Origin of the sequence: Streptomyces sp. NPDC093252 (genome assembly GCF_040683675.1) — a bacterium.
Lineage (GTDB): Bacteria > Actinomycetota > Actinomycetes > Streptomycetales > Streptomycetaceae > Streptomyces.
On record NZ_JBFBEM010000008.1, the window covers coordinates 297,583 to 320,450 of the forward strand.

The 22,868-nt window shown below is 72.0% G+C and carries 17 protein-coding genes; 14 read left to right on the forward strand and 3 right to left on the reverse strand.

Translation table 11 applies throughout. The features are described from left to right. Positions 1–2,559 (forward strand): RelA/SpoT family protein, encoded by a 2,559-nt coding sequence (locus AB0O01_RS19140; RefSeq protein ID WP_365314781.1) that lies wholly within the window; start codon positions 1–3, stop codon positions 2,557–2,559. Positions 2,560–2,686: 127 nt separating this feature from the next. Here the strand turns inward: AB0O01_RS19140 and AB0O01_RS19145 are convergent, their stop codons facing one another. Both AB0O01_RS19145 and AB0O01_RS19150 read right to left on the reverse strand, forming a co-directional pair. Continuing rightward, on the reverse strand, positions 2,687–3,916 hold the full coding sequence (locus AB0O01_RS19145) for a DUF349 domain-containing protein (protein ID WP_365314783.1): 1,230 nt from the start codon (positions 3,914–3,916) through the stop codon (positions 2,687–2,689). Between the two features lie 143 nt (positions 3,917–4,059). Next, positions 4,060–4,893 (reverse strand): peptidylprolyl isomerase, encoded by an 834-nt coding sequence (locus AB0O01_RS19150; RefSeq protein WP_365314784.1) that lies wholly within the window; start codon positions 4,891–4,893, stop codon positions 4,060–4,062. Positions 4,894–5,096: 203 nt separating this feature from the next. Here AB0O01_RS19150 and AB0O01_RS19155 point away from each other — a divergent pair, with 203 nt between their 5' ends. The 5 genes from AB0O01_RS19155 (at position 5,097) to rpsD (ending at position 10,559) form a co-directional block, all read left to right on the forward strand. Continuing rightward, positions 5,097–5,804, forward strand: a complete 708-nt coding sequence (locus AB0O01_RS19155) for an MBL fold metallo-hydrolase (protein ID WP_365314786.1) — start codon at positions 5,097–5,099, stop codon at positions 5,802–5,804. Positions 5,805–5,817: 13 nt separating this feature from the next. Next, positions 5,818–7,080: a histidine--tRNA ligase gene (gene hisS / locus AB0O01_RS19160; protein ID WP_365314787.1), complete on the forward strand. Its 1,263-nt coding sequence runs from the start codon at positions 5,818–5,820 to the stop codon at positions 7,078–7,080. 443 nt (positions 7,081–7,523) lie between these two features. Further along, positions 7,524–8,189 carry a vitamin K epoxide reductase family protein gene (locus AB0O01_RS19165; RefSeq protein ID WP_365314788.1) on the forward strand — a complete coding sequence of 222 codons (666 nt, stop codon included), beginning with the start codon at positions 7,524–7,526 and terminating at the stop codon, positions 8,187–8,189. 97 nt (positions 8,190–8,286) lie between these two features. Continuing rightward, positions 8,287–9,642, forward strand: a complete 1,356-nt coding sequence (locus AB0O01_RS19170) for a replication-associated recombination protein A (RefSeq protein ID WP_365314790.1) — start codon at positions 8,287–8,289, stop codon at positions 9,640–9,642. A 302-nt stretch (positions 9,643–9,944) separates the two neighbouring features. Beyond that, positions 9,945–10,559 carry a 30S ribosomal protein S4 gene (rpsD, locus tag AB0O01_RS19175; RefSeq protein WP_365314792.1) on the forward strand — a complete coding sequence of 205 codons (615 nt, stop codon included), beginning with the start codon at positions 9,945–9,947 and terminating at the stop codon, positions 10,557–10,559. Positions 10,560–10,583: 24 nt separating this feature from the next. Here the strand turns inward: rpsD and AB0O01_RS19180 are convergent, their stop codons facing one another. Beyond that, entirely contained in the window at positions 10,584–12,749 is a 2,166-nt protein-coding gene (locus AB0O01_RS19180) for a regulator (protein WP_365314794.1), read from the reverse strand. A gap of 199 nt (positions 12,750–12,948) precedes the next feature. On the opposite strand from AB0O01_RS19180, the gene AB0O01_RS19185 reads away from it, so the two are divergent. The 8 genes from AB0O01_RS19185 to aroB all read left to right on the forward strand — a co-directional run bounded on the left by AB0O01_RS19185 (position 12,949) and on the right by aroB (position 22,722). Then, positions 12,949–13,386 (forward strand): DUF948 domain-containing protein, encoded by a 438-nt coding sequence (locus AB0O01_RS19185; protein ID WP_365314795.1) that lies wholly within the window; start codon positions 12,949–12,951, stop codon positions 13,384–13,386. 16 nt (positions 13,387–13,402) lie between these two features. After that, positions 13,403–13,768, forward strand: a complete 366-nt coding sequence (locus AB0O01_RS19190) for a hypothetical protein (protein WP_365314796.1) — start codon at positions 13,403–13,405, stop codon at positions 13,766–13,768. Further along, on the forward strand, positions 13,768–16,440 hold the full coding sequence (gene alaS / locus AB0O01_RS19195) for an alanine--tRNA ligase (RefSeq protein WP_365314798.1): 2,673 nt from the start codon (positions 13,768–13,770) through the stop codon (positions 16,438–16,440). Before AB0O01_RS19190 ends, alaS begins: the two co-directional genes overlap by 1 nt. Then, on the forward strand, positions 16,440–16,904 hold the full coding sequence (gene ruvX, locus AB0O01_RS19200; RefSeq protein ID WP_365314799.1) for a Holliday junction resolvase RuvX: 465 nt from the start codon (positions 16,440–16,442) through the stop codon (positions 16,902–16,904). The genes alaS and ruvX overlap by 1 nt, the downstream gene beginning before the upstream one ends. A gap of 122 nt (positions 16,905–17,026) precedes the next feature. Next, positions 17,027–18,796, forward strand: coding sequence for an endolytic transglycosylase MltG (gene mltG, locus AB0O01_RS19205; protein ID WP_365314801.1), 1,770 nt, complete (start codon positions 17,027–17,029; stop codon positions 18,794–18,796). Further along, entirely contained in the window at positions 18,796–19,713 is a 918-nt protein-coding gene (locus tag AB0O01_RS19210; RefSeq protein ID WP_365314802.1) for a shikimate dehydrogenase, read from the forward strand. The genes mltG and AB0O01_RS19210 overlap by 1 nt, the downstream gene beginning before the upstream one ends. A gap of 184 nt (positions 19,714–19,897) precedes the next feature. Then, positions 19,898–21,082, forward strand: a complete 1,185-nt coding sequence (gene aroC / locus AB0O01_RS19215) for a chorismate synthase (RefSeq protein WP_365314803.1) — start codon at positions 19,898–19,900, stop codon at positions 21,080–21,082. Beyond that, entirely contained in the window at positions 21,079–22,722 is a 1,644-nt protein-coding gene (gene aroB / locus AB0O01_RS19220; protein WP_365314804.1) for a 3-dehydroquinate synthase, read from the forward strand. Before aroC ends, aroB begins: the two co-directional genes overlap by 4 nt. The last annotated feature ends 146 nt before the right edge of the window (positions 22,723–22,868 follow it).

Sequence of the window (22,868 nt, forward strand, 5' to 3'; positions counted from 1 at the left end):
TTGCCAGACGAGGCCCAGCACCTGACCGCCGCCAAGCCCGAGCCCGCCTCGGAGCCCGCGGCGCAGCCCGCGCCGGACGCGAAGAAGCAGCACGCCGAGCCACGCGGGACGGTCGAGCACGCCCAGTCGGCCCCCGCCGACCGGCCCGCCGCCGAGGCCGCGCGCCCCAAGCCCGCCCCGCCCGAGCGCGCCCCCGCGATCCGCCCCACCCCGCCGCCCCCGGTGCCGACCGCCCCCCAGCAGCCCGCCGCCCGCTCCGGCTCCTCCAACCGCGTCCGCGCCCGGCTCGCCCGCCTCGGCGTCCAGCGCTCCAACCCGTACAACCCGGTCCTGGAGCCGCTGCTGCGGATAGTGCGCAGCAACGATCCGAAGATCGAGACCGCCACGCTCCGCCAGATCGAGAAGGCGTACCAGGTCGCCGAGCGCTGGCACCGCGGCCAGAAGCGCAAGAGCGGCGACCCCTACATCACCCACCCCCTCGCCGTCACCACCATCCTCGCCGAGCTGGGCATGGACCCGGCCACCCTGATGGCCGGGCTGCTGCACGACACCGTCGAGGACACCGAGTACGGCCTCGACCAGCTCCGCCGCGACTTCGGCGACCAGGTCGCCCTGCTCGTCGACGGCGTCACCAAACTGGACAAGGTCAAGTTCGGCGAGGCGGCCCAGGCCGAGACCGTGCGCAAGATGGTCGTCGCCATGGCCAAGGACCCCCGCGTCCTGGTCATCAAGCTCGCCGACCGCCTCCACAACATGCGCACCATGCGCTACCTCAAGCGCGAGAAGCAGGAGAAGAAGGCGCGCGAGACCCTGGAGATCTACGCGCCGCTCGCCCACCGCCTCGGCATGAACACCATCAAGTGGGAACTGGAGGACCTCGCCTTCGCGATCCTCTACCCCAAGATGTACGACGAGATCGTCCGGCTGGTCGCCGAGCGGGCCCCGAAGCGCGACGAATACCTGGCCATAGTGACCGACGAGGTCCAGCAGGACCTGCGCTCGGCCCGCATCAAGGCCACCGTCACCGGCCGCCCCAAGCACTACTACAGCGTCTACCAGAAGATGATCGTCCGCGGCCGGGACTTCGCGGAGATCTACGACCTGGTCGGCATCCGTGTCCTGGTGGACACCGTCCGTGACTGCTACGCGGCCCTGGGCACCGTCCACGCGCGCTGGAACCCGGTTCCGGGGCGCTTCAAGGACTACATCGCGATGCCCAAGTTCAACATGTACCAGTCGCTGCACACCACGGTCATCGGCCCCAACGGCAAGCCCGTCGAACTCCAGATCCGCACCTTCGACATGCACCGCCGCGCCGAGTACGGCATCGCCGCGCACTGGAAGTACAAGCAGGAGGCCGTCGCCGGGGCCTCCAAGGTGCGCACCGACGTGCCCAAGGCGGGCAAGGGCAAGGACGACCACCTCAACGACATGGCGTGGCTGCGCCAGCTCCTCGACTGGCAGAAGGAGACCGAGGACCCCGGCGAGTTCCTGGAGTCCCTGCGCTTCGACCTCTCCCGCAACGAGGTCTTCGTCTTCACCCCGAAGGGCGACGTCATAGCGCTGCCCGCGGGCGCCACCCCGGTCGACTTCGCGTACGCCGTCCACACCGAGGTCGGCCACCGCACCATAGGAGCCCGGGTCAACGGCAGACTCGTCCCGCTGGAGTCCACCCTCGACAACGGCGATCTGGTCGAGGTCTTCACCTCCAAGGCGTCCGGCGCGGGCCCCTCCCGCGACTGGCTGGGCTTCGTCAAATCACCCCGCGCCCGCAACAAGATCCGCGCCTGGTTCTCCAAGGAGCGCCGCGACGAGGCCATCGAGCAGGGCAAGGACGCCATCGTCCGCGCCATGCGCAAGCAGAACCTGCCGATCCAGCGCATCCTGACCGGCGACTCCCTGGTCACCCTCGCGCACGAGATGCGCTACCCGGACATCTCCGCCCTGTACGCGGCGATCGGCGAGGGCCATATCTCCGCGCAGAACGTCGTCCAGAAGCTGGTCCAGGCGTTCGGCGGCGAGGAGGCGGCCACCGAGGAGATCGACGAGTCCGTACCGCCCGCCCGGGGCCGTGGCCGCAAGCGCCGCTCCAGCGCGGATCCCGGTGTGGTGGTCAAGGGCGTCGACGACGTATGGGTCAAGCTGGCCCGCTGCTGCACCCCCGTACCCGGCGACCCGATCATCGGGTTCGTGACCCGCGGCAGCGGCGTATCGGTTCACCGCAGCGACTGCGTCAATGTGGAGTCGCTGTCCCGGGAGCCCGAGCGGATCCTGGAGGTCGAGTGGGCGCCCACCCAGTCCTCGGTCTTCCTGGTCGCCATCCAGGTCGAGGCCCTGGACCGCTCCCGGCTCCTCTCGGACGTCACCCGCGTCCTGTCCGACCAGCACGTCAACATTCTCTCGGCGGCCGTCCAGACCTCCCGCGACCGCGTCGCCACCTCCCGCTTCACCTTCGAGATGGGCGACCCCAAACACCTGGGCCACGTCCTGAAGGCGGTCAGGGGCGTGGAGGGCGTGTACGACGTCTACCGGGTGACCTCGGCGCGCAGCCGCTCGTAAACGCGGGCGACGGCTCCAGCGAGCCAGCCCCGGCGGGCCACCCCGGCGAACGAAAAGGGGCTCCCCGGGGAGCCCCTTTCCCATGGTCCGCCCGGCGTGCCGGGCTGAACGGCGACGATCAGCCGGTTCAGCCGCCGAACTCCTGGAGACCCTTCAGCGCCTGGTCCAGCAGGGCCTGCCGGCCCTCCAGCTCCTTCTGGAGCTTGTCGGCCCTGGCGTTGTTGCCCTGGGCGCGCGCCTGCTCGATCTGCTTGCCGAGCTTGTCGACGGCCGCCTGGAGCTGACCGGTCAGCCCCTCGGCCCGCGCGCGGGCCTCCGGGTTGGTCCGGCGCCACTCGGCCTCCTCGGCCTCCTGGATCGCCCGCTCCACCGCCTGCATCCGGCCCTCGACCTTCGGCCGGGCGTCCCGCGGGACGTGCCCGATGGCCTCCCACCGCTCGTTGACCGAGCGGAACGCGGCCCGCGCGGTCCGCAGATCGGTGACCGGGAGGATCTTCTCGGCCTCCCCGGCCAGCTCCTCCTTGAGCTTGAGGTTCTCCGTCTGCTCCGCGTCCCGCTCGGCGAAGACCGAGCTGCGGGCGGCGAAGAAGACGTCCTGGGCGCCGCGGAAGCGGTTCCACAGATCGTCCTCGTGCTCGCGCTGGGCGCGGCCCGCGGCCTTCCACTCCGCCATCAGCTCGCGGTAGCGGGCGGCCGTGGGACCCCAGTCCGTGGAGGCGGACAGCGCCTCGGCCTCGGCGACCAGCCGCTCCTTGGTCTTGCGGGCGTCCTCGCGCTGCGCGTCGAGCTGCGCGAAGTGCGCCTTGCGCCGCTTGGAGAACGCGGAGCGGGCGTGCGAGAAGCGGTGCCACAGCTCGTCGTCCGACTTGCGGTCGAGCCGGGGCAGGCCCTTCCAGGTGTCCACCAGCGCCCGCAGCCGCTCCCCGGCGGCCCGCCACTGGTCCGACTGCGCCAGCTCCTCCGCCTCGGTGACCAGGGCCTCCTTGGCGTCACGGGCCTCGTCGGCCTGCCGGGCGCGCTGCGCCTTGCGCTCCTCGCGACGGGCCTCCACCTGCTCCACGAGCTTGTCCAGCCGGGCCCGCAGCGCGTCCAGATCGCCCACCGCGTGGTGCGCATCCACCTGCTCGCGCAGATGGTCGACGGCGGTCTGGGCGTCCTTGGCGGACAGGTCGGTGGTCTTCACTCGCTTTTCGAGGAGGCCGATCTCGACCACCAGGCCCTCGTACTTGCGCTCGAAGTAGGCCAGCGCCTCATCGGGGGAGCCGGCCTGCCAGGAGCCGACGACCTGCTCGCCGTCGGCCGTACGCACGTACACGGTCCCCGTCTCGTCGACGCGGCCCCACGGGTCGCTGCTCACAGCGCCTCCTCCACATGATGCCCCGGGGACTTCGGCGCCCCCGGGCATCGTCCACAGTTTCGTCACGGCCAACATAGGCGACCGGCGGGTTGCCTGTCCGCATCCAGCGCCACCGAAATTTCGCAGGCGGGCCGCCCTGATCGTCAGGACTTGGCGACCGTCGCCTTGTCGATCACGACCGTCGCGTTGGGCGTCCCGTCACCCATGCCGGTGCTCTCCCCGGCGTCGGTGATCTTCTTCAGAACGGCCATGCCGGACTCGGAGACCGTACCGAAGGGCGTGTAGTCCGGGGGCAGCGGACTCTCCTGGTAGACCAGGAAGAACTGGCTGCCGCCGCTGTCCCGGCCCTCGTCGGTCTGCGCGTTGTACTGGTTGGCCATCGCCACCGTGCCCGCCGGGTACACATCGCCCTTCAGCGCCGTGTCCTTGAGGTTCTCGTCCGGGATGGTGTAGCCCGGCCCGCCGGTGCCGTCGCCCTTGGGGTCACCGCACTGGAGGACGTAGATCCCGCTGCTGGTCAGCCGGTGGCAGCTCGTGTGGTCGAAGTAGCCCTCGCCCGCGAGGAACTCGAACGAGTTCACCGTGCGCGGCGCCGCCGACGCCTTCAGCTCGATGTCTATGTCCCCGCAGGTCGTGGCCAGCGTCATGGTGTACTTCGCCGACTCGTCGATGGACATCTCGGGCTCTTTGTCCCAGGTCTTCGTGGCGACCTCCCCGGCCGCCGGCTTCTCGCACGGGTCCGGGGCGGCGCTCGGCGTCCCGCTCGGCGTCGACTCCGACGCGGCGTTCGCGCTGTCGTCGCCGTCGAACGCGTCCGTCGTGTAGAGCGCGAGACCGGCGACCAGCACGACGCCGATCACCGACGCGATCACCGCGTTGCGCGTGCGCGACCTGCGGCGGGCGTCGGTACGCCGCTGCTGCTGCCGCAAGAACTTCTCCCGGGCGAGCTGACGCCGCCGCTGCTCCTGGCTGACCACCGGGTTTACTCCTCATGCGTCTCGTACGTCGGCCGCGGTGCGGGCGCGTCTGGTGAGCCGACCGCCTGCGTGTGCCCCGTACCGTATATGGGTTACCTGAGGATCCGGCAGCGCCGGTAGGCTCTGACGACGGGTGTGGCCGGTCACCGGCCGTGCGGGGCAGTGGAAACCGCCGCCCGAACCGATACAAACGAAGGACGATCGTGCTCATTGCCGGGTTCCCCGCCGGGGCCTGGGGGACGAACTGTTATCTCGTCGCCCCCGCCGCCGGTGAGGAGTGCGTGATCATCGATCCGGGCCACCAGGCCGCCCCCGGGGTCGAGGAGGCGCTGCGCACACACCGCCTCAAGCCCGTCGCCGTCGTCCTCACCCACGGCCACATCGACCATGTGGCGTCGGTCGTCCCGGTCTGCGGGGCGCACGACGTGCCCGCCTGGATCCACCCCGAGGACCGCTACATGATGAGCGACCCCGAGAAGGCCCTCGGCCGCTCCATCGGGATGCCGCTGATGGGCGAACTGACCGTGGGCGAGCCGGACGACGTCCGGGAGCTGACCGACGGCACCGCGCTGGACCTCGCGGGACTGGAGTTCTCCGTCGCGCACGCGCCGGGCCATACCAAGGGGTCGGTGACCTTCCGGATGCCCGAGGCGGCCGACATCCCGTCGGTGTTCTTCTCCGGGGATCTGCTCTTCGCCGGCTCCATCGGACGCACCGACCTGCCCGGCGGTGACATGGCCGAGATGCTCGACTCGCTGGCCCGCGTGTGCCTGCCGCTCGACGACTCGACCGTGGTGCTCTCCGGGCACGGCGCCCAGACGACCATCGGCCAGGAGCGCGCCACCAACCCCTATCTGCGGCAGGTGGCCGCCGGCCTCGGGAGCACCGACGCTCCCCGACGAGGAATGTGACGAGAGACCTTCCGTGAGCACCTTCCAGGCCCCCAAGGGCACCTACGACCTGATCCCGCCCCGCTCGGCGGCCTACCTCGCCGTCCGCGAGGCCATCGCCGCCCCGCTGCGCGACGCGGGCTACGGCTACATCGAGACCCCCGGCTTCGAGAACGTCGAACTGTTCGCGCGCGGCGTCGGCGAGTCCACCGACATCGTCACCAAGGAGATGTACGCCTTCGAGACCAAGGGCGGCGACCGGCTCGCCCTGCGCCCCGAGGGCACCGCCTCGGTGCTGCGCGCCGCGCTGGAGGCCAATCTGCACCGCGCGGGCAACCTCCCCGTCAAGCTCTGGTACTCGGGCTCCTACTACCGCTACGAGCAGCCCCAGGCGGGCCGTTACCGGCACTTCTCGCAGGTCGGCGCCGAGGCGATCGGTGCCGAGGACCCGGCGCTGGACGCCGAGCTGATCATCCTCGCCGACCAGGCGTACCGCTCCCTGGGGCTCAGGAACTTCCGCATCCTGCTCAACAGCCTCGGCGACCAGGAGTGCCGCCCCGTCTACCGGGCCGCCCTCCAGGACTTCCTGCGCGGCCTCGACCTGGACGAGGACACCCTGCGCCGGGCGGAGATCAACCCGCTGCGCGTCCTGGACGACAAGCGCGCCGAGGTGCAGAAGCAGCTCACCGGCGCCCCGCTGCTGCGCGACTACCTCTGCGACGCCTGCAAGGCGTACCACGAGGAGGTCCGGGAGCTGATCACCGCGGCGGGCGTCGCCTTCGAGGACGACCCGCGGCTGGTGCGCGGCCTGGACTACTACACCCGCACCACCTTCGAGTTCGTCCACGACGGGCTCGGCGCCCAGTCCGCGGTCGGCGGCGGCGGACGCTACGACGGCCTCTCGGAGATGATCGGCGGCCCCGCCCTGCCCTCCGTCGGCTGGGCCCTCGGCGTCGACCGCACGGTCCTCGCCCTGGACGCGGAGGGCGTCTCCCTCGACCTCCCCGCCCCGACCAGCGTCTACGCGGTGCCCCTCGGCGAGGAGGCCCGCCGGGTGCTGTTCGCCAAGGTCACCGAGTTGCGCAAGGTGGGCATCGCCGCCGACTTCTCCTTCGGCGGCCGGGGCCTGAAGGGCGCCATGAAGAACGCCAACCGCAGCGGCGCCCGCTACACCCTCGTGGCCGGCGAGCGCGACCTCGCCGAGGGCATCGTCCAGCTCAAGGACATGGAGTCCGGCGAGCAGACGGCAATCGGCGTCGGCGAGATCGTCGCGGAACTGGAGTCCCGCCTCGGCTGACACCCCGCCCCCGCGGGCGCCCGGTTCCCCTCATCGGCACCGGGCACCCGCGGGCGTGGGCCCCGTATCACCGGGGAGCGCCGACGTCCGGGAATCGGGCGCCCGCGCGTGGGCCCCGCTGGACCGGCCCCGGACTCTGGACCGGGCACCCGCGCGCGGGCCCCGCATCACCGGGGAGCGCCGGGCAATCAGGCACCCCCGGTCAGCGGGAGCGGCCGGCGTCCCCGGGGCTCACGGGCACCCCCGTCCCCGCGAGCCGCAGGGGAACGAACCCCCGTCACCCTCGGCGCAAGGGCCGTACGGCCCGAAAACCTGTCCGGAACCCGCCTCCCACCTGGGGCCGACGGCCCTTCTTACCCCGGCACAACGGTCCGGACGCGGAGGGGTGCGGCACAATGGCCGTGCCCGAAGCAGGACCCTCCCCCAGTGACGGAATCGGCGTGATGAGCAAGACGACAGTCAGGGACGTCTCCACCGACCCCGGGCCCGAGCCGACGGCCCCCACCCGGGCCGGGGCGGGCGCGGTCGGCGGCAGCCGGGCCTTCGCGCTCATGCTGATGATCACGGGCGCCGCCGGGCTGCTGGCCGCGTGGGTCATCACGCTCGACAAGTTCAAGCTCCTCGAAGCCAAGGTCGCGGGCGAGACCTATGTCCCCGGGTGCAGCGTCAACCCGGTCGTCTCCTGCGGCTCCATCATGGAGAGCGACCAGGCGTCCGTCTTCGGCTTCCCCAACCCGATGCTCGGCCTCGTCGCCTACGGCATCGTGATCTGCGTCGGCGTCACCCTGCTGACCCGGGCCACCTTCCCGCGCTGGTACTGGCTCACCTTCAACGCGGGCACCCTCTTCGGCGTCGTCTTCTGCACCTGGCTCCAGTTCCAGTCGCTGTACCGGATCAACGCCCTGTGCCTGTGGTGCTCCCTGGCCTGGGCCGCGACGATCATCATGTTCTGGTACGTCACCTCCGCCAACGTCCGCAACGGCTTCCTCCCGGCCCCGGCGCCCGTCAAGCGCTTCCTCGCCGAGTTCACCTGGGTCCTGCCGGCCACCCACATCGGCGTCATCGTCATGCTGATCCTCACCCGCTGGGGCGCCGACCTCTGGGCGTGAGCCCAGGGGGGCCGGTGAGCCCGGTCCCCGGCCCGGTCGGGAGCCCCGTCCCGGGGGACGCCCCCGCATTGTCAGTGCCGTGACTTAGGGTTTCAGCGTGGAACCCGACCTGTTCACCGCCGCCGCCGAGGAACGCCAGGAGAAGGACCCGGCCGCCAGCCCCCTGGCCGTCCGGATGCGCCCGCGCACGCTCGACGAGGTGGTGGGCCAGCAGCATCTGCTCAAGCCCGGATCGCCGCTGCGGCGGCTGGTGGGGGAGGGCGCCGGGGGCCCGGCCGGGCCGTCCTCGGTGATCCTCTGGGGCCCGCCCGGCACCGGCAAGACCACCCTGGCGTATGTCGTCTCCAAGGCCACCAACAAGCGGTTCGTGGAGCTGTCCGCGATCACCGCCGGGGTCAAGGAGGTCCGCGCGGTCATCGACGGAGCCCGCCGCGCCACCGGCGGCTTCGGCAGGGAGACGGTCCTCTTCCTGGACGAGATCCACCGCTTCAGCAAGGCCCAGCAGGACTCGCTGCTGCCCGCCGTGGAGAACCGCTGGGTCACCCTGATCGCCGCCACCACCGAGAACCCCTACTTCTCGGTGATCTCCCCGCTGCTCTCCCGCTCCCTCCTGCTCACCCTCGAACCCCTCACCGACGACGACCTGCGCGGACTGCTGCGCCGGGCGCTCGCCGACGAGCGCGGCCTGAAGTCGGCCGTGTCCCTCCCCGAGGACAGCGAGGCGCATCTGCTGCGGATCGCCGGCGGTGACGCCCGCCGGGCGCTGACCGCGCTGGAGGCCGCCGCCGGGGCCGCCCTCGACAAGGGCGAGCCGGAGATCGCCCTCACCACCCTGGAGGAGACCGTCGACCGCGCGGCGGTGAAGTACGACCGCGACGGCGACCAGCACTACGACGTGGCCAGTGCCCTGATCAAGTCCATCCGGGGCTCGGACGTCGACGCCGCGCTGCACTATCTGGCCCGGATGATCGAGGCGGGCGAGGACCCCCGCTTCATCGCCCGGCGCCTGATGATCTCGGCCAGCGAGGACATCGGGCTCGCCGACCCGGGCGCCCTGCCGCTGGCCGTGGCCGCCGCCCAGGCCGTCGCCATGATCGGTTTCCCCGAGGCCGCCCTCACCCTCAGCCACACCACCATCGCCCTCGCCCTGGCACCCAAGTCCAACGCCGCGACCACCGCCATCGGCGCCGCCCTGGAGGACGTCCGCAAGGGCCTGGCCGGTCCCGTCCCCCCGCATCTGCGCGACGGGCACTACAAGGGCGCCGCCAAGCTGGGCCACGCCCAGGGCTACCGCTACCCGCACGACCTGCCCGAGGGCATCGCCGAGCAGCAGTACGCGCCGGACGCCCTCAAGGACTGCGAGTACTACACCCCCACCCGGCACGGCGCCGAGGCCCGCTACGCCGACGCGGTGGAGTGGACCAGGAAGCACCTCGGTCGCAAGCCCTCCTGAGCGGCCTGTAGAATCGCCCGAGTGCTGCGTCCCGCACTGTCAGAGCGGGACATCCAGCCGGAACCCCCAGCGGGTTCCAGGAGCGTCGCGCACCGTCGATCGGTGTCGCGGGCAGCCCACCACCCCTCGCTGTGCCTCTCGGTACGGCGTGACCGGTCGGTGGGCCACTCGCGTGCTGCACGTATGTGCCCAGACCAGGGGAGCGGCTGCCCACCGGCCCGGCAACGGACCGAAGGGTTTCCCCGGCTGCGGATGCGACCTCCCGCCCACCCTGACAAGCCGAATCAAGGAAACGAGAAACAGTGGCGAACCAGTCCCGCCCCAAGGTCAAGAAGTCGCGTGCCCTCGGCATCGCGCTGACCCCCAAGGCCGTCAAGTACTTCGAGGCCCGCCCCTACCCCCCGGGTGAGCACGGCCGCGGCCGGAAGCAGAACTCGGACTACAAGGTCCGTCTGCTGGAGAAGCAGCGTCTGCGCGCGCAGTACGACATCTCCGAGCGCCAGCTCGTCCGCGCCTACGACCGCGCCTCCAAGGTCCAGGGCAAGACCGGTGAGGCCCTGATCGTGGAGCTGGAGAAGCGCCTCGACGCGCTGGTCCTGCGCTCGGGCATCGCCCGCACGATCTACCAGGCCCGCCAGATGGTCGTCCACGGCCACATCCAGGTCAACGGCAAGAAGGTCGACAAGCCCTCCTTCGTCGTGCGCCCGGACGACGTGGTGCAGGTCCGCGACCGCAGCAAGGACAAGACGCTGTTCCAGATCTCCCGCGAGGGCGGCTTCGCCCCCGACGGCGAGACCCCGCGCTACCTCCAGGTGAACCTCAAGGCCCTGGCGTTCCGCCTGGACCGCGAGCCGAACCGCAAGGAGATCCCGGTGATCTGCGACGAGCAGCTCGTCGTCGAGTACTACGCCCGCTGACCCGGACGTAGCACCACCCGCGCGTCAGCCCGCCGTCTCCCCGCCCTTCCGGGTGGGCGAGGCGGCGGGCTTGTGCGTGCCCGGCTCCGCCCGCCCCGCGTGCCGCAGGGTCCCGCGCGGCGCACCCGGCAGCTCCGGCGAGCGCGCCGGGCACCGCTCCAGCGCGCGGGCCACCGCCGTCTCCCGGTCCAGCCGCTCCCCGAGCCGTACGCACTCCGCGTACCGCTCGTCGCCGAGGCGGGCCCGGGACAGCGCCTCGCACCGCTCGTGCGGCCGGTTGTAGTGGGCCGAACCGAACAGCGGCAGCCCCACCGCCGGCCACATCCCGGCCGCCGCCCCCTGGAGCACCGCCGCCTCCCCCGGATCCCCCTCGGCCGCCGTGACCAGCGCCAGCAGCTCCACCGCCAGCACCGTGCCCAGCAGATCGTGGAAGGCGTGCGCGGTGGTGAGGGCGTCGGCCAGCAGGGTGCGCGCCCCCGTGAGATCGCCCTCGCCCCAGGCTGCGTACCCGAGGACGTACAGCGCGTAGGCCCGGGTCCAGCGCTCCCCGTGGTCCTCGCAGACCCGGCGCACGTCCTCGCACAGCCGGACCGCCTCGGCGAGATCGCCCTGGAAGGCACGGGTCATCGCCAGCTCGACCTGGCCCATCAGCACATTGCTGTTCAGCTCGCCGATCTCCTGATAGCGCTCCAGGGCGCCCCGCAGCAGCGTTTCCGCACGGGGCATGTCGTCGCAGACCAGCGCCAGACAGCCCGAGCGGTGCTCGGCGTACGCCGTCGCCGTCGCGCTGGCCAGCCGCCCGGCCTCCTCCCGGCACTCCTGGAGCGCCGCCAGCGCGGGCACCCGGTCGCCCTGGAGGATCGCCACATGCCCCAGCACCCACAGCGCCTTCAGCCGCGCCTGCTCGTGCCCCGCGTCCTCCACCGGCAGCTCCAGACTCCGCTCCAGCCAGCGCCGCCCCTCCGCCAGCCGCCCGCAGCCCACCCAGGAGAACCACAGCGACCCGGACAGATACAGCGCCAGATGCGCGTCGTCCGGCTCGGCGAGGCAGTGCTCCAGCGCCCAGCGCAGATTCGGCAGCTCCGCGTCCACCCGCGCCGCCACCTCGGCCTGACGGGGCGAGAACCAGTCCAGCTCGCACCAGGTCGCCAGGCCCAGGTACCAGTCGCGGTGGCGGCGCCGCAGCCGGGGCGCGTCACCCGCCGCCTCCAGCCACCCGGCCCCGTACTCCCGGATCGTGTCGAGCATCCGGTAGCGGGTCCCCGCGGGGGTCTCCTCCCGGCTCACCACGGACTGCGCCAGCAGAGGGGACAGGGTGTCCAGGACGTCGTCGGCGTGCAGCCCGTCGCCGCTGCACACGTACTCGACCGCCTCCAGGTCGAACGTTCCCGCGAACACCGACAGCCGTGACCACAGCAGCCGCTCGCCGGGCGCGCACAGCTCATGGCTCCAGCCGATCGCCGTGCGCAGGGTCCGGTGCCGGGGGAGCGCGTCCCGTCCGTCCCCGGTCAGCAGCCGGAACCGGTCGTCGAGCCGCTCCAGCAGCCGCTCCGGCGTCAGCGTCCCCAGCCGCCCCGCCGCCAGCTCGACCGCCAGCGGGATCCCCTCCAGCCGCCGGCACAGCTCCCGCAGCGCCGGGTCGTCGTCCGGCACCGCGCCCGCCAGCGCCGCCCGCACCCGCAGCAGCGCCACCGCCTCGTTCTCGGTGAGCGGCGCCAGCGGGACGCGCCGCTCGCCCGCGACCCCCAGCGGCCGGCGGCCCACCCCCAGCACCCGCAGCCCCGGCAGCTTCCGCAGCAGCGCGCCCACCAGGGCCGCGCACGCGTCCACCAGATGCTCGAACCCGTCCAGCACCAGCAGGAGTTCACGGCCCGCCAGCCCGGTGAGCAGGGTCTCGCGCGGCGGCCGGGTGGTGTGATCGGTCAGCCCCAGCGCCTCCACCACCGCGTACACCACGAACTCCGGGTCGCGCACGGCGGCCAGCTCCACCCGCCACACCCCGTCCCGGGGCGCCGCGAGCCCCGCCGCGCGCGCCGCCAGCCGGGACTTGCCGACCCCGCCCGGACCGGTCACCGTGACCAGCCGCGCCTCCGCGAGCGCCCGCGCCAGCCCGGTCAGTTCGGCCGAGCGGCCCACGAACGCGTCGAGTTCCAGGGGGAGATTGCCGGGCCCGCGGACCCCGCTGTTCATTCGGTCACCGGTGGGCTGATCTGGTCGCATAAGACACGGAGCGTACTGAAACGTAATCACTGCGTACAATCGCTTCCCTTGATCACACGCGTTCCGCTGCGCGCCGGGCCGTAATCGGGTACGGAGCCGCACCCCCGGCGCGATAGGCTCGGTGCACGACTTTCTCGATGTTCAGGGCGTTTCAGGGAGCGGGTGCGCAGTGTCCGGTGGAGAGGTGGCCGGGATCCTGGTGGCCGTGTTCTGGGCGATCCTGGTCTCCTTCCTCGCGGTGGCACTGGCGAGGCTGGCCCAGACGCTCAGGGCGACCACCAAGCTCGTCGCGGACGTGACCGACCAGGCCGTCCCGCTGCTCGCCGACGCCTCCGCGGCGGTGCGCTCCGCGCAGACGCAGATCCAGCGGGTCGACGCCATCGCCTCGGACGTCCAGGAGGTCACGTCGAACGCGTCGGCGCTCTCCTCCACCGTCGCCTCCACCTTCGGCGGCCCGCTGGTGAAGGTGGCCGCCTTCGGCTACGGCGTACGCCGTGCGCTCGGTGGCCGCCGGGCCGACGCGCCCGCCGAGCCGCCCGCCCAGGCCCCCCGGCGAGCCGTGATCGTGGGGCGCACGCTCCCCGGCGCGCGCCGCAAGCGGAAGTAAGGACTGAGACCGAGCGATGTTCCGCCGTACGTTCTGGTTCACCACCGGCGTCGCCGCCGGGGTCTGGGCCACCACCAAGGTCAATCGCAAGCTGCGGAGCCTGACCCCGGAGAGCCTCGCCGCCACCGCCGCCAACAAGGCGCTGGAGACCGGGCAGCGGGTGCGGGACCGGGCCGTCGGCTTCGCGCTGGACGTCCGCGACAACATGGCCCAGCGGGAGGCCGAACTGACCGACGCGCTGGGCATCGACGCGGACCCCGCGCTCCCCGCCCCGCGCCGGTACACCGCCATCGAGAACACCCCGTACCCCCACAAGGACACCCCGAAGTACATCGAAGCCCCGATGCACTCGTACCACCGGAATCGGAATGAGGACCACTGATGGAGTCGGCTGAGATCCGTCGTCGCTGGCTGAGCTTCTTCGAGGAGCGCGGTCACACCGTCGTCCCTTCGGCGTCGCTCATTGCGGACGACCCGACTCTGCTCCTCGTCCCGGCCGGCATGGTGCCGTTCAAGCCCTACTTCCTGGGTGAGGTCAAGGCCCCCCACGCCCGTGCCACCAGTGTCCAGAAGTGCGTCCGCACCCCGGACATCGAAGAGGTCGGCAAGACCACCCGGCACGGCACGTTCTTCCAGATGTGCGGCAACTTCTCCTTCGGCGACTACTTCAAGGAAGGCGCCATCACCTACGCCTGGGAGCTGCTCACCAGCCCCCAGGACAAGGGCGGTTACGGCCTCGACCCCGAGCGCCTGTGGATCACCGTCTATCTGGAGGACGACGAGGCCGAGCGCATCTGGCGCGATGTCGTCGGGGTGCCCGCCGAGCGCATCCAGCGCCTGGGCAAGAAGGACAACTACTGGTCCATGGGCGTCCCCGGCCCCTGCGGCCCGTGCTCCGAGATCAACTACGACCGCGGCCCCGAGTTCGGCGCCGAGGGCGGCCCCGCCGTCAACGACGAGCGGTACGTGGAGATCTGGAACCTGGTCTTCATGCAGTACGAGCGCGGCGAGGGCACCTCCAAGGAGGACTTCGAGATCCTCGGCGAGCTGCCCAGCAAGAACATCGACACCGGCCTCGGTCTCGAACGCCTCGCCATGATTCTGCAAGGCGTGCAGAACATGTACGAGATCGACACCTCCATGGCCGTCATCGAGAAGGCCACCGAGCTGACCGGTGTCGCCTACGGCGCCGCCCACGACTCGGACGTCTCCCTGCGCGTGGTCACCGACCACATGCGCACCTCCGTGATGCTCATCGGCGACGGAGTCACCCCCGGCAACGAGGGGCGCGGCTACGTCCTGCGCCGGATCATGCGCCGGGCCATCCGCAACATGCGCCTGCTCGGCGCCACCGGCCCGGTCGTCAAGGACCTCATCGACACGGTCATCGCCATGATGGGGCAGCAGTACCCGGAGCTGGTCACCGACCGCGAGCGGATCGAGAAGGTCGCCGTCGCCGAGGAGAACGCCTTCCTCAAGACCCTCAAGGCCGGCACCAACATCCTGGACAGCGCCGTCACCGAGACCAAGTCCGCCGGGGGCACCGTCCTCGCCGGTGACAAGGCGTTCCTGCTCCACGACACCTGGGGCTTCCCGATCGACCTCACCCTGGAGATGGCCGCCGAGCAGGGCCTCGCCGTGGACGAGGACGGCTTCCGCAGGCTGATGAAGGAGCAGCGCGAGCGCGCCAAGGCCGACGCCCGCGCCAAGAAGACCGGCCACGCCGACCTCGGCGCCTACCGGGAGATCGCCGACGCCGCCGGGGCCACCGAGTTCATCGGCTACACCGACACCACCGGCGAGTCCACGGTCGTCGGCATCCTGGTCGACGGGGTCTCCTCGCCCGCCGCCACCGAGGGCGACGAGGTGGAGATCGTCCTCGACCGCACCCCGTTCTACGCCGAGGGCGGCGGCCAGATCGGCGACACCGGCCGGATCCGGGTCGACACCGGTGCCGTGGTCGAGATCCGCGACTGCCAGAAGCCGGTCCCGGGGGTGTACGTCCACAAGGGCGTCGTCCAGGTGGGCGAGGTCACCGTCGGCGCCAGGGCCGAGGCCGTCATCGACGTCCGCCGCCGGACCGCCATCGCCCGCGCCCACTCCGCCACCCACCTCACCCACCAGGCCCTGCGGGACGCCCTGGGCCCGACCGCCGCCCAGGCCGGTTCCGAGAACCAGCCCGGCCGCTTCCGCTTCGACTTCGGTTCGCCCGCCGCCGTCCCCACGGCCGTGATGACCGACGTCGAGCAGAAGATCAACGAGGTGCTCTCCCGCGACCTCGACGTACATGCCGAGGTCATGGGCATCGAGGAGGCGAAGAAGCAGGGCGCCATCGCCGAGTTCGGCGAGAAGTACGGCGACCGGGTGCGGGTCGTCACCATCGGCGACTTCTCCAAGGAGCTGTGCGGCGGCACCCATGTCCACAACACCGCCCAGCTCGGCCTGGTCAAGCTGCTCGGCGAGTCCTCCATCGGCTCCGGCGTCCGCCGCATCGAGGCCCTGGTCGGCGTGGACGCCTACCACTTCCTCGCCCGCGAGCACACGGTCGTCAACCAGCTCACCGAACTCCTCAAGGGCCGTCCCGAGGAACTGCCCGAGAAGGTCTCCGGGATGCTCGGCCGGCTGAAGGACGCCGAGAAGGAGATCGAGAAGTTCCGCGCCGAGAAGGTGCTCCAGGCCGCCGCCGGACTCGCCGGGTCCGCCCGGGACGTCCACGGTGTGGCGGTGGTCACCGGCCAGGTGCCGGACGGCACCGGCGCCGACGATCTGCGCAAGCTGGTCCTCGACGTCCGCGGCCGGATCCAGGGCGGCCGGCCCGTCGTGGTCGCCCTGTTCACCACGGCCAACGGCAGGCCGCTCACCGTCATCGCCACCAACGAGGCCGCCCGCGAGCGCGGTCTCAAGGCCGGTGACCTGGTCCGTACGGCCGCCAAGACACTCGGCGGCGGGGGCGGCGGCAAGCCGGACGTCGCCCAGGGCGGCGGCCAGGACCCGGCCGCCATCGGCGAGGCCGCCGACGCCGTGGAGCGGCTGATCGCGGAGACCGCGAAGTAATGCGCCGGGGACGCAGGCTCGCCGTGGATGTGGGGGACGCCCGGATCGGGGTCGCCTCGTGCGACCCCGACGGGATCCTCGCCACCCCGGTCGAGACCGTGCCCGGCCGGGATGTCCAGGCGGCGCACCACAGACTGAGGGAACTGGTCGGGGAGTACGAGCCGATCGAGGTGGTGGTCGGACTCCCGCGTTCCCTCAAGGGGGGCGAGGGCCCGGCCGCCGTCAAGGTCCGCGGCTTCGCGGCGGAGCTGGCCCGGGGCATCGCCCCGGTGCCGGTCCGGCTGGTCGACGAGCGGATGACCACGGTCACGGCGGGCCAGGGACTGCGCGCCTCGGGGGTGAAGGCGAAGAAGGGACGCTCGGTGATCGACCAGGCCGCCGCTGTGATCATCCTCCAGCAGGCCCTCGAATCCGAACGGGTGTCAGGTAAAGCACCCGGCGAGGGCGTCGAAGTGGTCATCTGATCGCGATACGGTAACGTTCCGCGCGGGCGGCGGCATTCGAACAGCCTCCGCACAACAAGAGGCGGAACGGGAACCGGGGCCTTGGGGCCCGCGCCCCACTTCCTCGCGGCTCTAGGGGATCGATGACTGAGTATGGCCGGGGCCCAGGCTCCGAACCGTGGCATCCCGAGGACCCGTTGTACGGGGACGGCGGATGGTCAGGGCAGCAGCAGGCCCATGTGGCCCAGCAGCCTGCCCACGGCGGCCAGCAGCAGTACCCGCAGCAGCCGCAGCAGGGGTACGGCGGCGACTGGGCGTCCGGCCAGTACGGCTACGACCCGCAGCAGCAGCCCCATCAGCAGCCCCAGCAGCCCCAGCAGCCTCAGCAGCAGACGACGTACCAGGACCAGTACGGCCAGCAGCCGTACGGAGGCCAGCCGCCGTACGACGGCGGTCAGCCGTACGAGGGGGGTCAGCCGCACGACGGAGGGCAGCCGCACGACGGCGGCTGGGCCGGGGGCGGTCAGCAGCAGATGCCCTACCCGGGCACCGCCGACCCCGTGGACCCCTACGGCCAGCAGGCCGCCACCGGATACACCGGCGGTGAGCAGGCCGACTTCTACAACACGCCGGACGCCTATCCGCCGCCCGAGCCGCCCTCCCGGCGCCGCGCCGAGCCGGAGCCGCGCACCGACTGGGACCCGGAGCCGGACCAGGAGGAGAACGCGTTCTTCGCCGACGACCCGGACGACGCCGACGACGACGCCCCCCGCGATCCCCGGGACCGGGGCGGGCGCGGGGAGCGGCGCGGCGGCCGGGGCGGCAAACCGAAGAAGAGCCGCAACGGCTGCGCCTGCCTGGTGGTGGCGCTGGTCTTCGGCGGTGGTCTCGCGGGCGTGGGCTACTTCGGCTACCAGTTCTACCAGGACCGTTTCGGCGCGGCCCCGGACTTCGCGGGCGCCGGGAACGGCGAGCAGATCACCGTCACCATCCCGCCGGGCGCCGGCGGCTATGTGATCGGGCAGGAGCTGAAGAAGGCCGGCGTGGTCAAGAGCGTCGACGCCTTCGTGGCCGCCCAGCAGAGCAACCCCGAAGGCAAGGCCATCCAGGACGGGGTCTACACCCTCCAGAAGGAGATGTCCGCCGACAGCGCCCTGAAGCTGATGCTCAGCCCCGAGAGCCGCAGCAACCTGATCATCGCCGAGGGCAAGCGCAACGCCGAGATCTACACCCTGATCGACAAGCGCCTCGAAGTCGACGAGGGCACCACCGCCGAGGTCGCCAAGAGCGACTGGAAGGAACTGGGTCTGCCCGACTGGGCCGCCGGCCAGCGGAACCTCAAGGACCCGCTGGAGGGCTTCCTCTACCCGTCCAGCTATCCGGTCGCCAAGGGCCAGAAACCCGAGGACGTCCTCAAACAGATGGTGGCTCGTGCCACCGACACCTACGAGGAACTCGGTCTGGCGAAGCAGGCCGAGAGCGTCGGTCTGGAGAACGCCTGGGAACTGGTCACCGTCGCCAGCCTGGTCCAGGCGGAGGGCAAGACCCATGACGACTTCCGCAAGATGGCCGAGGTCATCTACAACCGCCTCCAGCCCGACAACACCGAGACGAACCAGGAACTCCAGTTCGACTCGACCTTCAACTACCTCAAGGGCCAGAGCGAGATCGACATCTCCTCGTCGGAGATCAACAGCAACCCCGACCCGTACAACACGTACACCAACCGGGGGCTGCCGCCCGGACCCATCGGCAACCCGGGCGAGGACGCGATCAAGGCGGCCCTGAACCCGACCGAGGACGGCTGGATGTACTTCGTCGCCACCGACGGCATGAGCAAGACGGAGTTCGCCCGGACCATCGCCGAGCACGAGGAACTCGTCGAGAAGTTCAACGCGTCGCGGGGCAACTGATGGGGGACGCCGTGCCGGACCGGCCCGAGAGGTCCGGGGGGGCTGAGCGGTCCGAGGGGTCCGGGGGCTTCGAGGGGTCCGGGGAGGGTGCCCCGGGCCGCCGCCGGGCCGCCGTGCTGGGCTCCCCGATCGCCCACTCCCTCTCCCCGGTGCTCCACCGCGCCGCGTACAGCGCGCTCGGCCTCGACGGCTGGACGTACGGCCGCTTCGAGGTGGACGAGGCCGCGCTGCCCGGCTTCCTCGACGGGCTCGGTCCCGAGTGGGCCGGGCTGTCGCTGACCATGCCGCTGAAGCGGGCGGTCATCCCGCTGCTCGACTCGATCAGCGAGACCGCCGCCTCGGTCGACGCGGTCAACACCGTCGTCCGCACCCCCGACGGCCGCACAACCGGCGACAACACCGACATACCCGGCATGCTCGCCGCCCTGCGCGAACACGGCATCGACACCACCGACTCCGCCGCGATCCTCGGCGCCGGAGCCACCGCCTCCTCCGCTCTCGCCGCCCTCTCCCGGATCTGCACCGGCGAGATCACCGCCTACGTCCGCAGCGCCGCCCGCGCAGCCGAGATGCGGGAGTGGGCCGAGCGCCTCGGCGTCGACCTCCGCACCGAGGACTGGGACCGGGCCGCCGACGCCCTGCACGCCCCCCTCGTCGTCGCCACCACCCCGGCCGGCGCCACCGACGCCCTCGCCGCCGCCGTCCCCGAACGCCCCGCCGCCCTCTTCGACGTCCTCTACGACCCCTGGCCCACCACCCTCGCCGCCCGCTGGTCGGCGTACGGCGGCGCGGTCGTCAGCGGGCTCGACCTGCTGGTGCACCAGGCGGTCCTCCAGGTCGAGCGGATGACGGGCCGCGCCCCTGCCCCGCTGGCGGCGATGCGCCGGGCGGGCGAACGGGCACTGGCCGACCGCTAGCCCCTCCCCACGCCGCGGTTCTGACGTACTCACGTCCGCCTGATGGACCTACGGCCGGTTTCGCCAGGGGGACGTGGGAGGATCGGGGTGGCGGTCCCGGGCCGCGCACCGGGTCGCCGTCGCCGTGCGCGAGGACGCGCATACGCAGGGCAGCAGTACCAGGCGCGAACACTGAGGAGCACCGTTGAGCAGGTTGCGCTGGCTGACCGCGGGGGAGTCCCACGGTCCCGCACTCGTCGCGACGCTGGAGGGTCTGCCCGCCGGTGTGCCGATCACCACCGAGATGGTGGCGGACCACCTGGCACGACGCCGGCTCGGCTATGGACGCGGCGCCCGGATGAAGTTCGAGCGCGACGAGGTCACCTTCCTCGGCGGCGTCCGGCACGGGCTGACCCTGGGCTCCCCGGTCGCCGTCATGGTCGGCAACACCGAATGGCCGAAGTGGGAACAGGTCATGGCGGCCGACCCGATCGACCCCGAGATCCTCGCCGGACTCGCCCGCAACGCCCCGCTGACCCGCCCCCGCCCCGGCCACGCCGACCTCGCCGGGATGCAGAAGTACGGCTTCGACGAGGCCCGGCCGATCCTGGAGCGGGCCTCCGCGCGCGAGACCGCCGCCCGGGTGGCGCTGGGCGCGGTCGCCCGGTCGTACCTCAAGGAGACGACCGGCATCGAGATCGTCTCCCATGTCGTGGAACTGGCCGCGGCGAAGGCCCCGCACGGCGTGTACCCGACCCCGGCCGATGTCGAGCGGCTGGACGCCGACCCGGTGCGCTGTCTGGACGCCGACGCGTCGAAGGCGATGGTCGCCGAGATCGACCAGGCCCACAAGGACGGCGACACCCTCGGCGGCGTCGTCGAGATCCTCGCCTACGGCGTCCCCGTGGGCCTCGGCTCGCACGTCCACTGGGACCGCCGGCTGGACGCCCGGCTGGCCGCCGCCCTGATGGGCATCCAGGCCATCAAGGGCGTCGAGCTGGGCGACGGCTTCGACCTCGCCCGCGTCCCCGGCTCCCAGGCGCACGACGAGATCGTCGGCACCCCCGAGGGCGTCCGCCGCGTCTCCGGCCGCTCCGGCGGCACCGAGGGCGGACTGTCCACCGGGGAACTGCTGCGGGTGCGCGCCGCCATGAAGCCGATCGCGACCGTGCCGCGCGCCCTGCGCACCGTCGACGTCACCACCGGCGAGCCCGCCCAGGCCCACCACCAGCGCTCCGACGTCTCCGCCGTCCCCGCGGCCGGGATCGTCGCCGAGGCCATGGTCGCGCTGGTCCTCGCCGACGCGGTCGCCGAGAAGTTCGGCGGCGACAGCGTCCCCGAGACCCGTCGCAACGTCACCTCCTACCTCGACTCGCTGGCCATCCGGTGAGCGCCCCGCTGGTCGTGCTGGTCGGCCCGATGGGGGTCGGCAAGTCCACCGTCGGCGAACTGCTGGCCGAGCGCCTCGGCGTGGCCCTGCGCGACACGGACGCGGACATCGTGGCCGCCGAGGGCCGGACCATCACCGACATCTTCGTGGAGGACGGCGAGGCCGCCTTCCGCGTCCTGGAGAAGGCGGCGGTCCGCCGGGCCCTCACCGAGCACCCGGGCGTCCTCGCCCTCGGCGGCGGCGCCATCCTGGACCCCGACACCCGCCACGCCCTGGCCGGACTCCCCGTCGTCTACCTCTCCATGGACGTCGAGGAGGCCGCCCGCCGCACCGGCCTCAACACCGCCCGCCCGCTCCTCACCATCAACCCGCGCAAGCAGTGGCGGGAACTGATGGAGGCCCGACGCCCTCTGTACGAGGGGGTCGCCCGCTCCGTGGTGGCCACCGACGGCCGTACGCCCGAGGACGTCACCCAGGACGTGCTGGACGTACTGGAGCTGAAGACCGCGAACCCCGGGGACGCCCCGGACGCCCGGCAGGAGGACGTCGTGACAGCGTCGGTGACCAGGATCCAGGTCGGCGGTACGGCGGGCAGCGACCCGTACGAGGTCCTGGTGGGCCGCCAACTGCTCGGGGAACTGGGCGGGCTGATCGGCGAGCGGGTCAAGCGGGTCGCCGTCCTGCACCCCGAGGCGCTCGCCGAGACCGGGGACGCGCTCCGCGCCGACCTCGCCGACCAGGGCTACGAGGCCGTCGCCATCCAGGTGCCGAACGCCGAGGAGGCCAAGACCGCCGAGGTCGCCGCCTACTGCTGGAAGGCGCTCGGCCAGTCCGGCTTCACCCGCTCCGATGTGATCGTGGGCGTGGGCGGCGGGGCCACCACCGACCTCGCCGGGTTCGTCGCCGCGACCTGGCTGCGCGGGGTGCGCTGGATCGCCGTCCCGACCACCGTGCTCGGCATGGTGGACGCGGCGGTCGGCGGCAAGACCGGGATCAACACCGCCGAGGGCAAGAACCTGGTGGGCTCCTTCCACCCGCCCGCCGGGGTCCTCTGCGACCTGGCCGCCCTCGACTCCCTGCCCGTCAACGACTACGTCTCCGGGCTCGCCGAGATCATCAAGGCCGGTTTCATCGCCGACCCGGTGATCCTCCAGTTGATCGAGGCCGACCCGGAGGGCGCCCGCAGCCCGGCCGGACCGCACACCGCCGAGCTGATCGAACGGTCCATCAAGGTCAAGGCCGAGGTGGTCTCCTCGGACCTCAAGGAATCCGGCCTCCGCGAGATCCTCAACTACGGCCACACCCTCGCGCACGCCATCGAGAAGAACGAGCGCTACCAGTGGCGGCACGGTGCCGCGGTCGCCGTCGGCATGCACTTCGCCGCCGAACTCGGCCGGGTCGCCGGACGCCTGGACGACGCCACGGCCGACCGCCACCGCACCATCCTGGAGGCCGTCGGACTGCCCCTGCACTACCGCTACGACCAGTGGCCCAAGCTGCTGGAGACGATGAAGGTCGACAAGAAGTCCCGGGGCGACCTGCTCCGCTTCATCGTCCTCGACGGCCTCGCCAAGCCGACGGTCCTGGAGGGCCCCGACCCGGCCGTACTGCTCGCCGCGTACGGCGAGGTGGGGGAGTAGGTCTCCCCAGCAGGTCTCCCGAGCAGGTCCCCGGAGTCGCTCCCGTCCGTTCCGCCCCGCGGGCACCGACACGGGCACAGGCACCCGGTACCGTCCCCGGCCGTTCACCAACGGACGCCCGGGGACGGTACCGTTCGGTGGCGGCG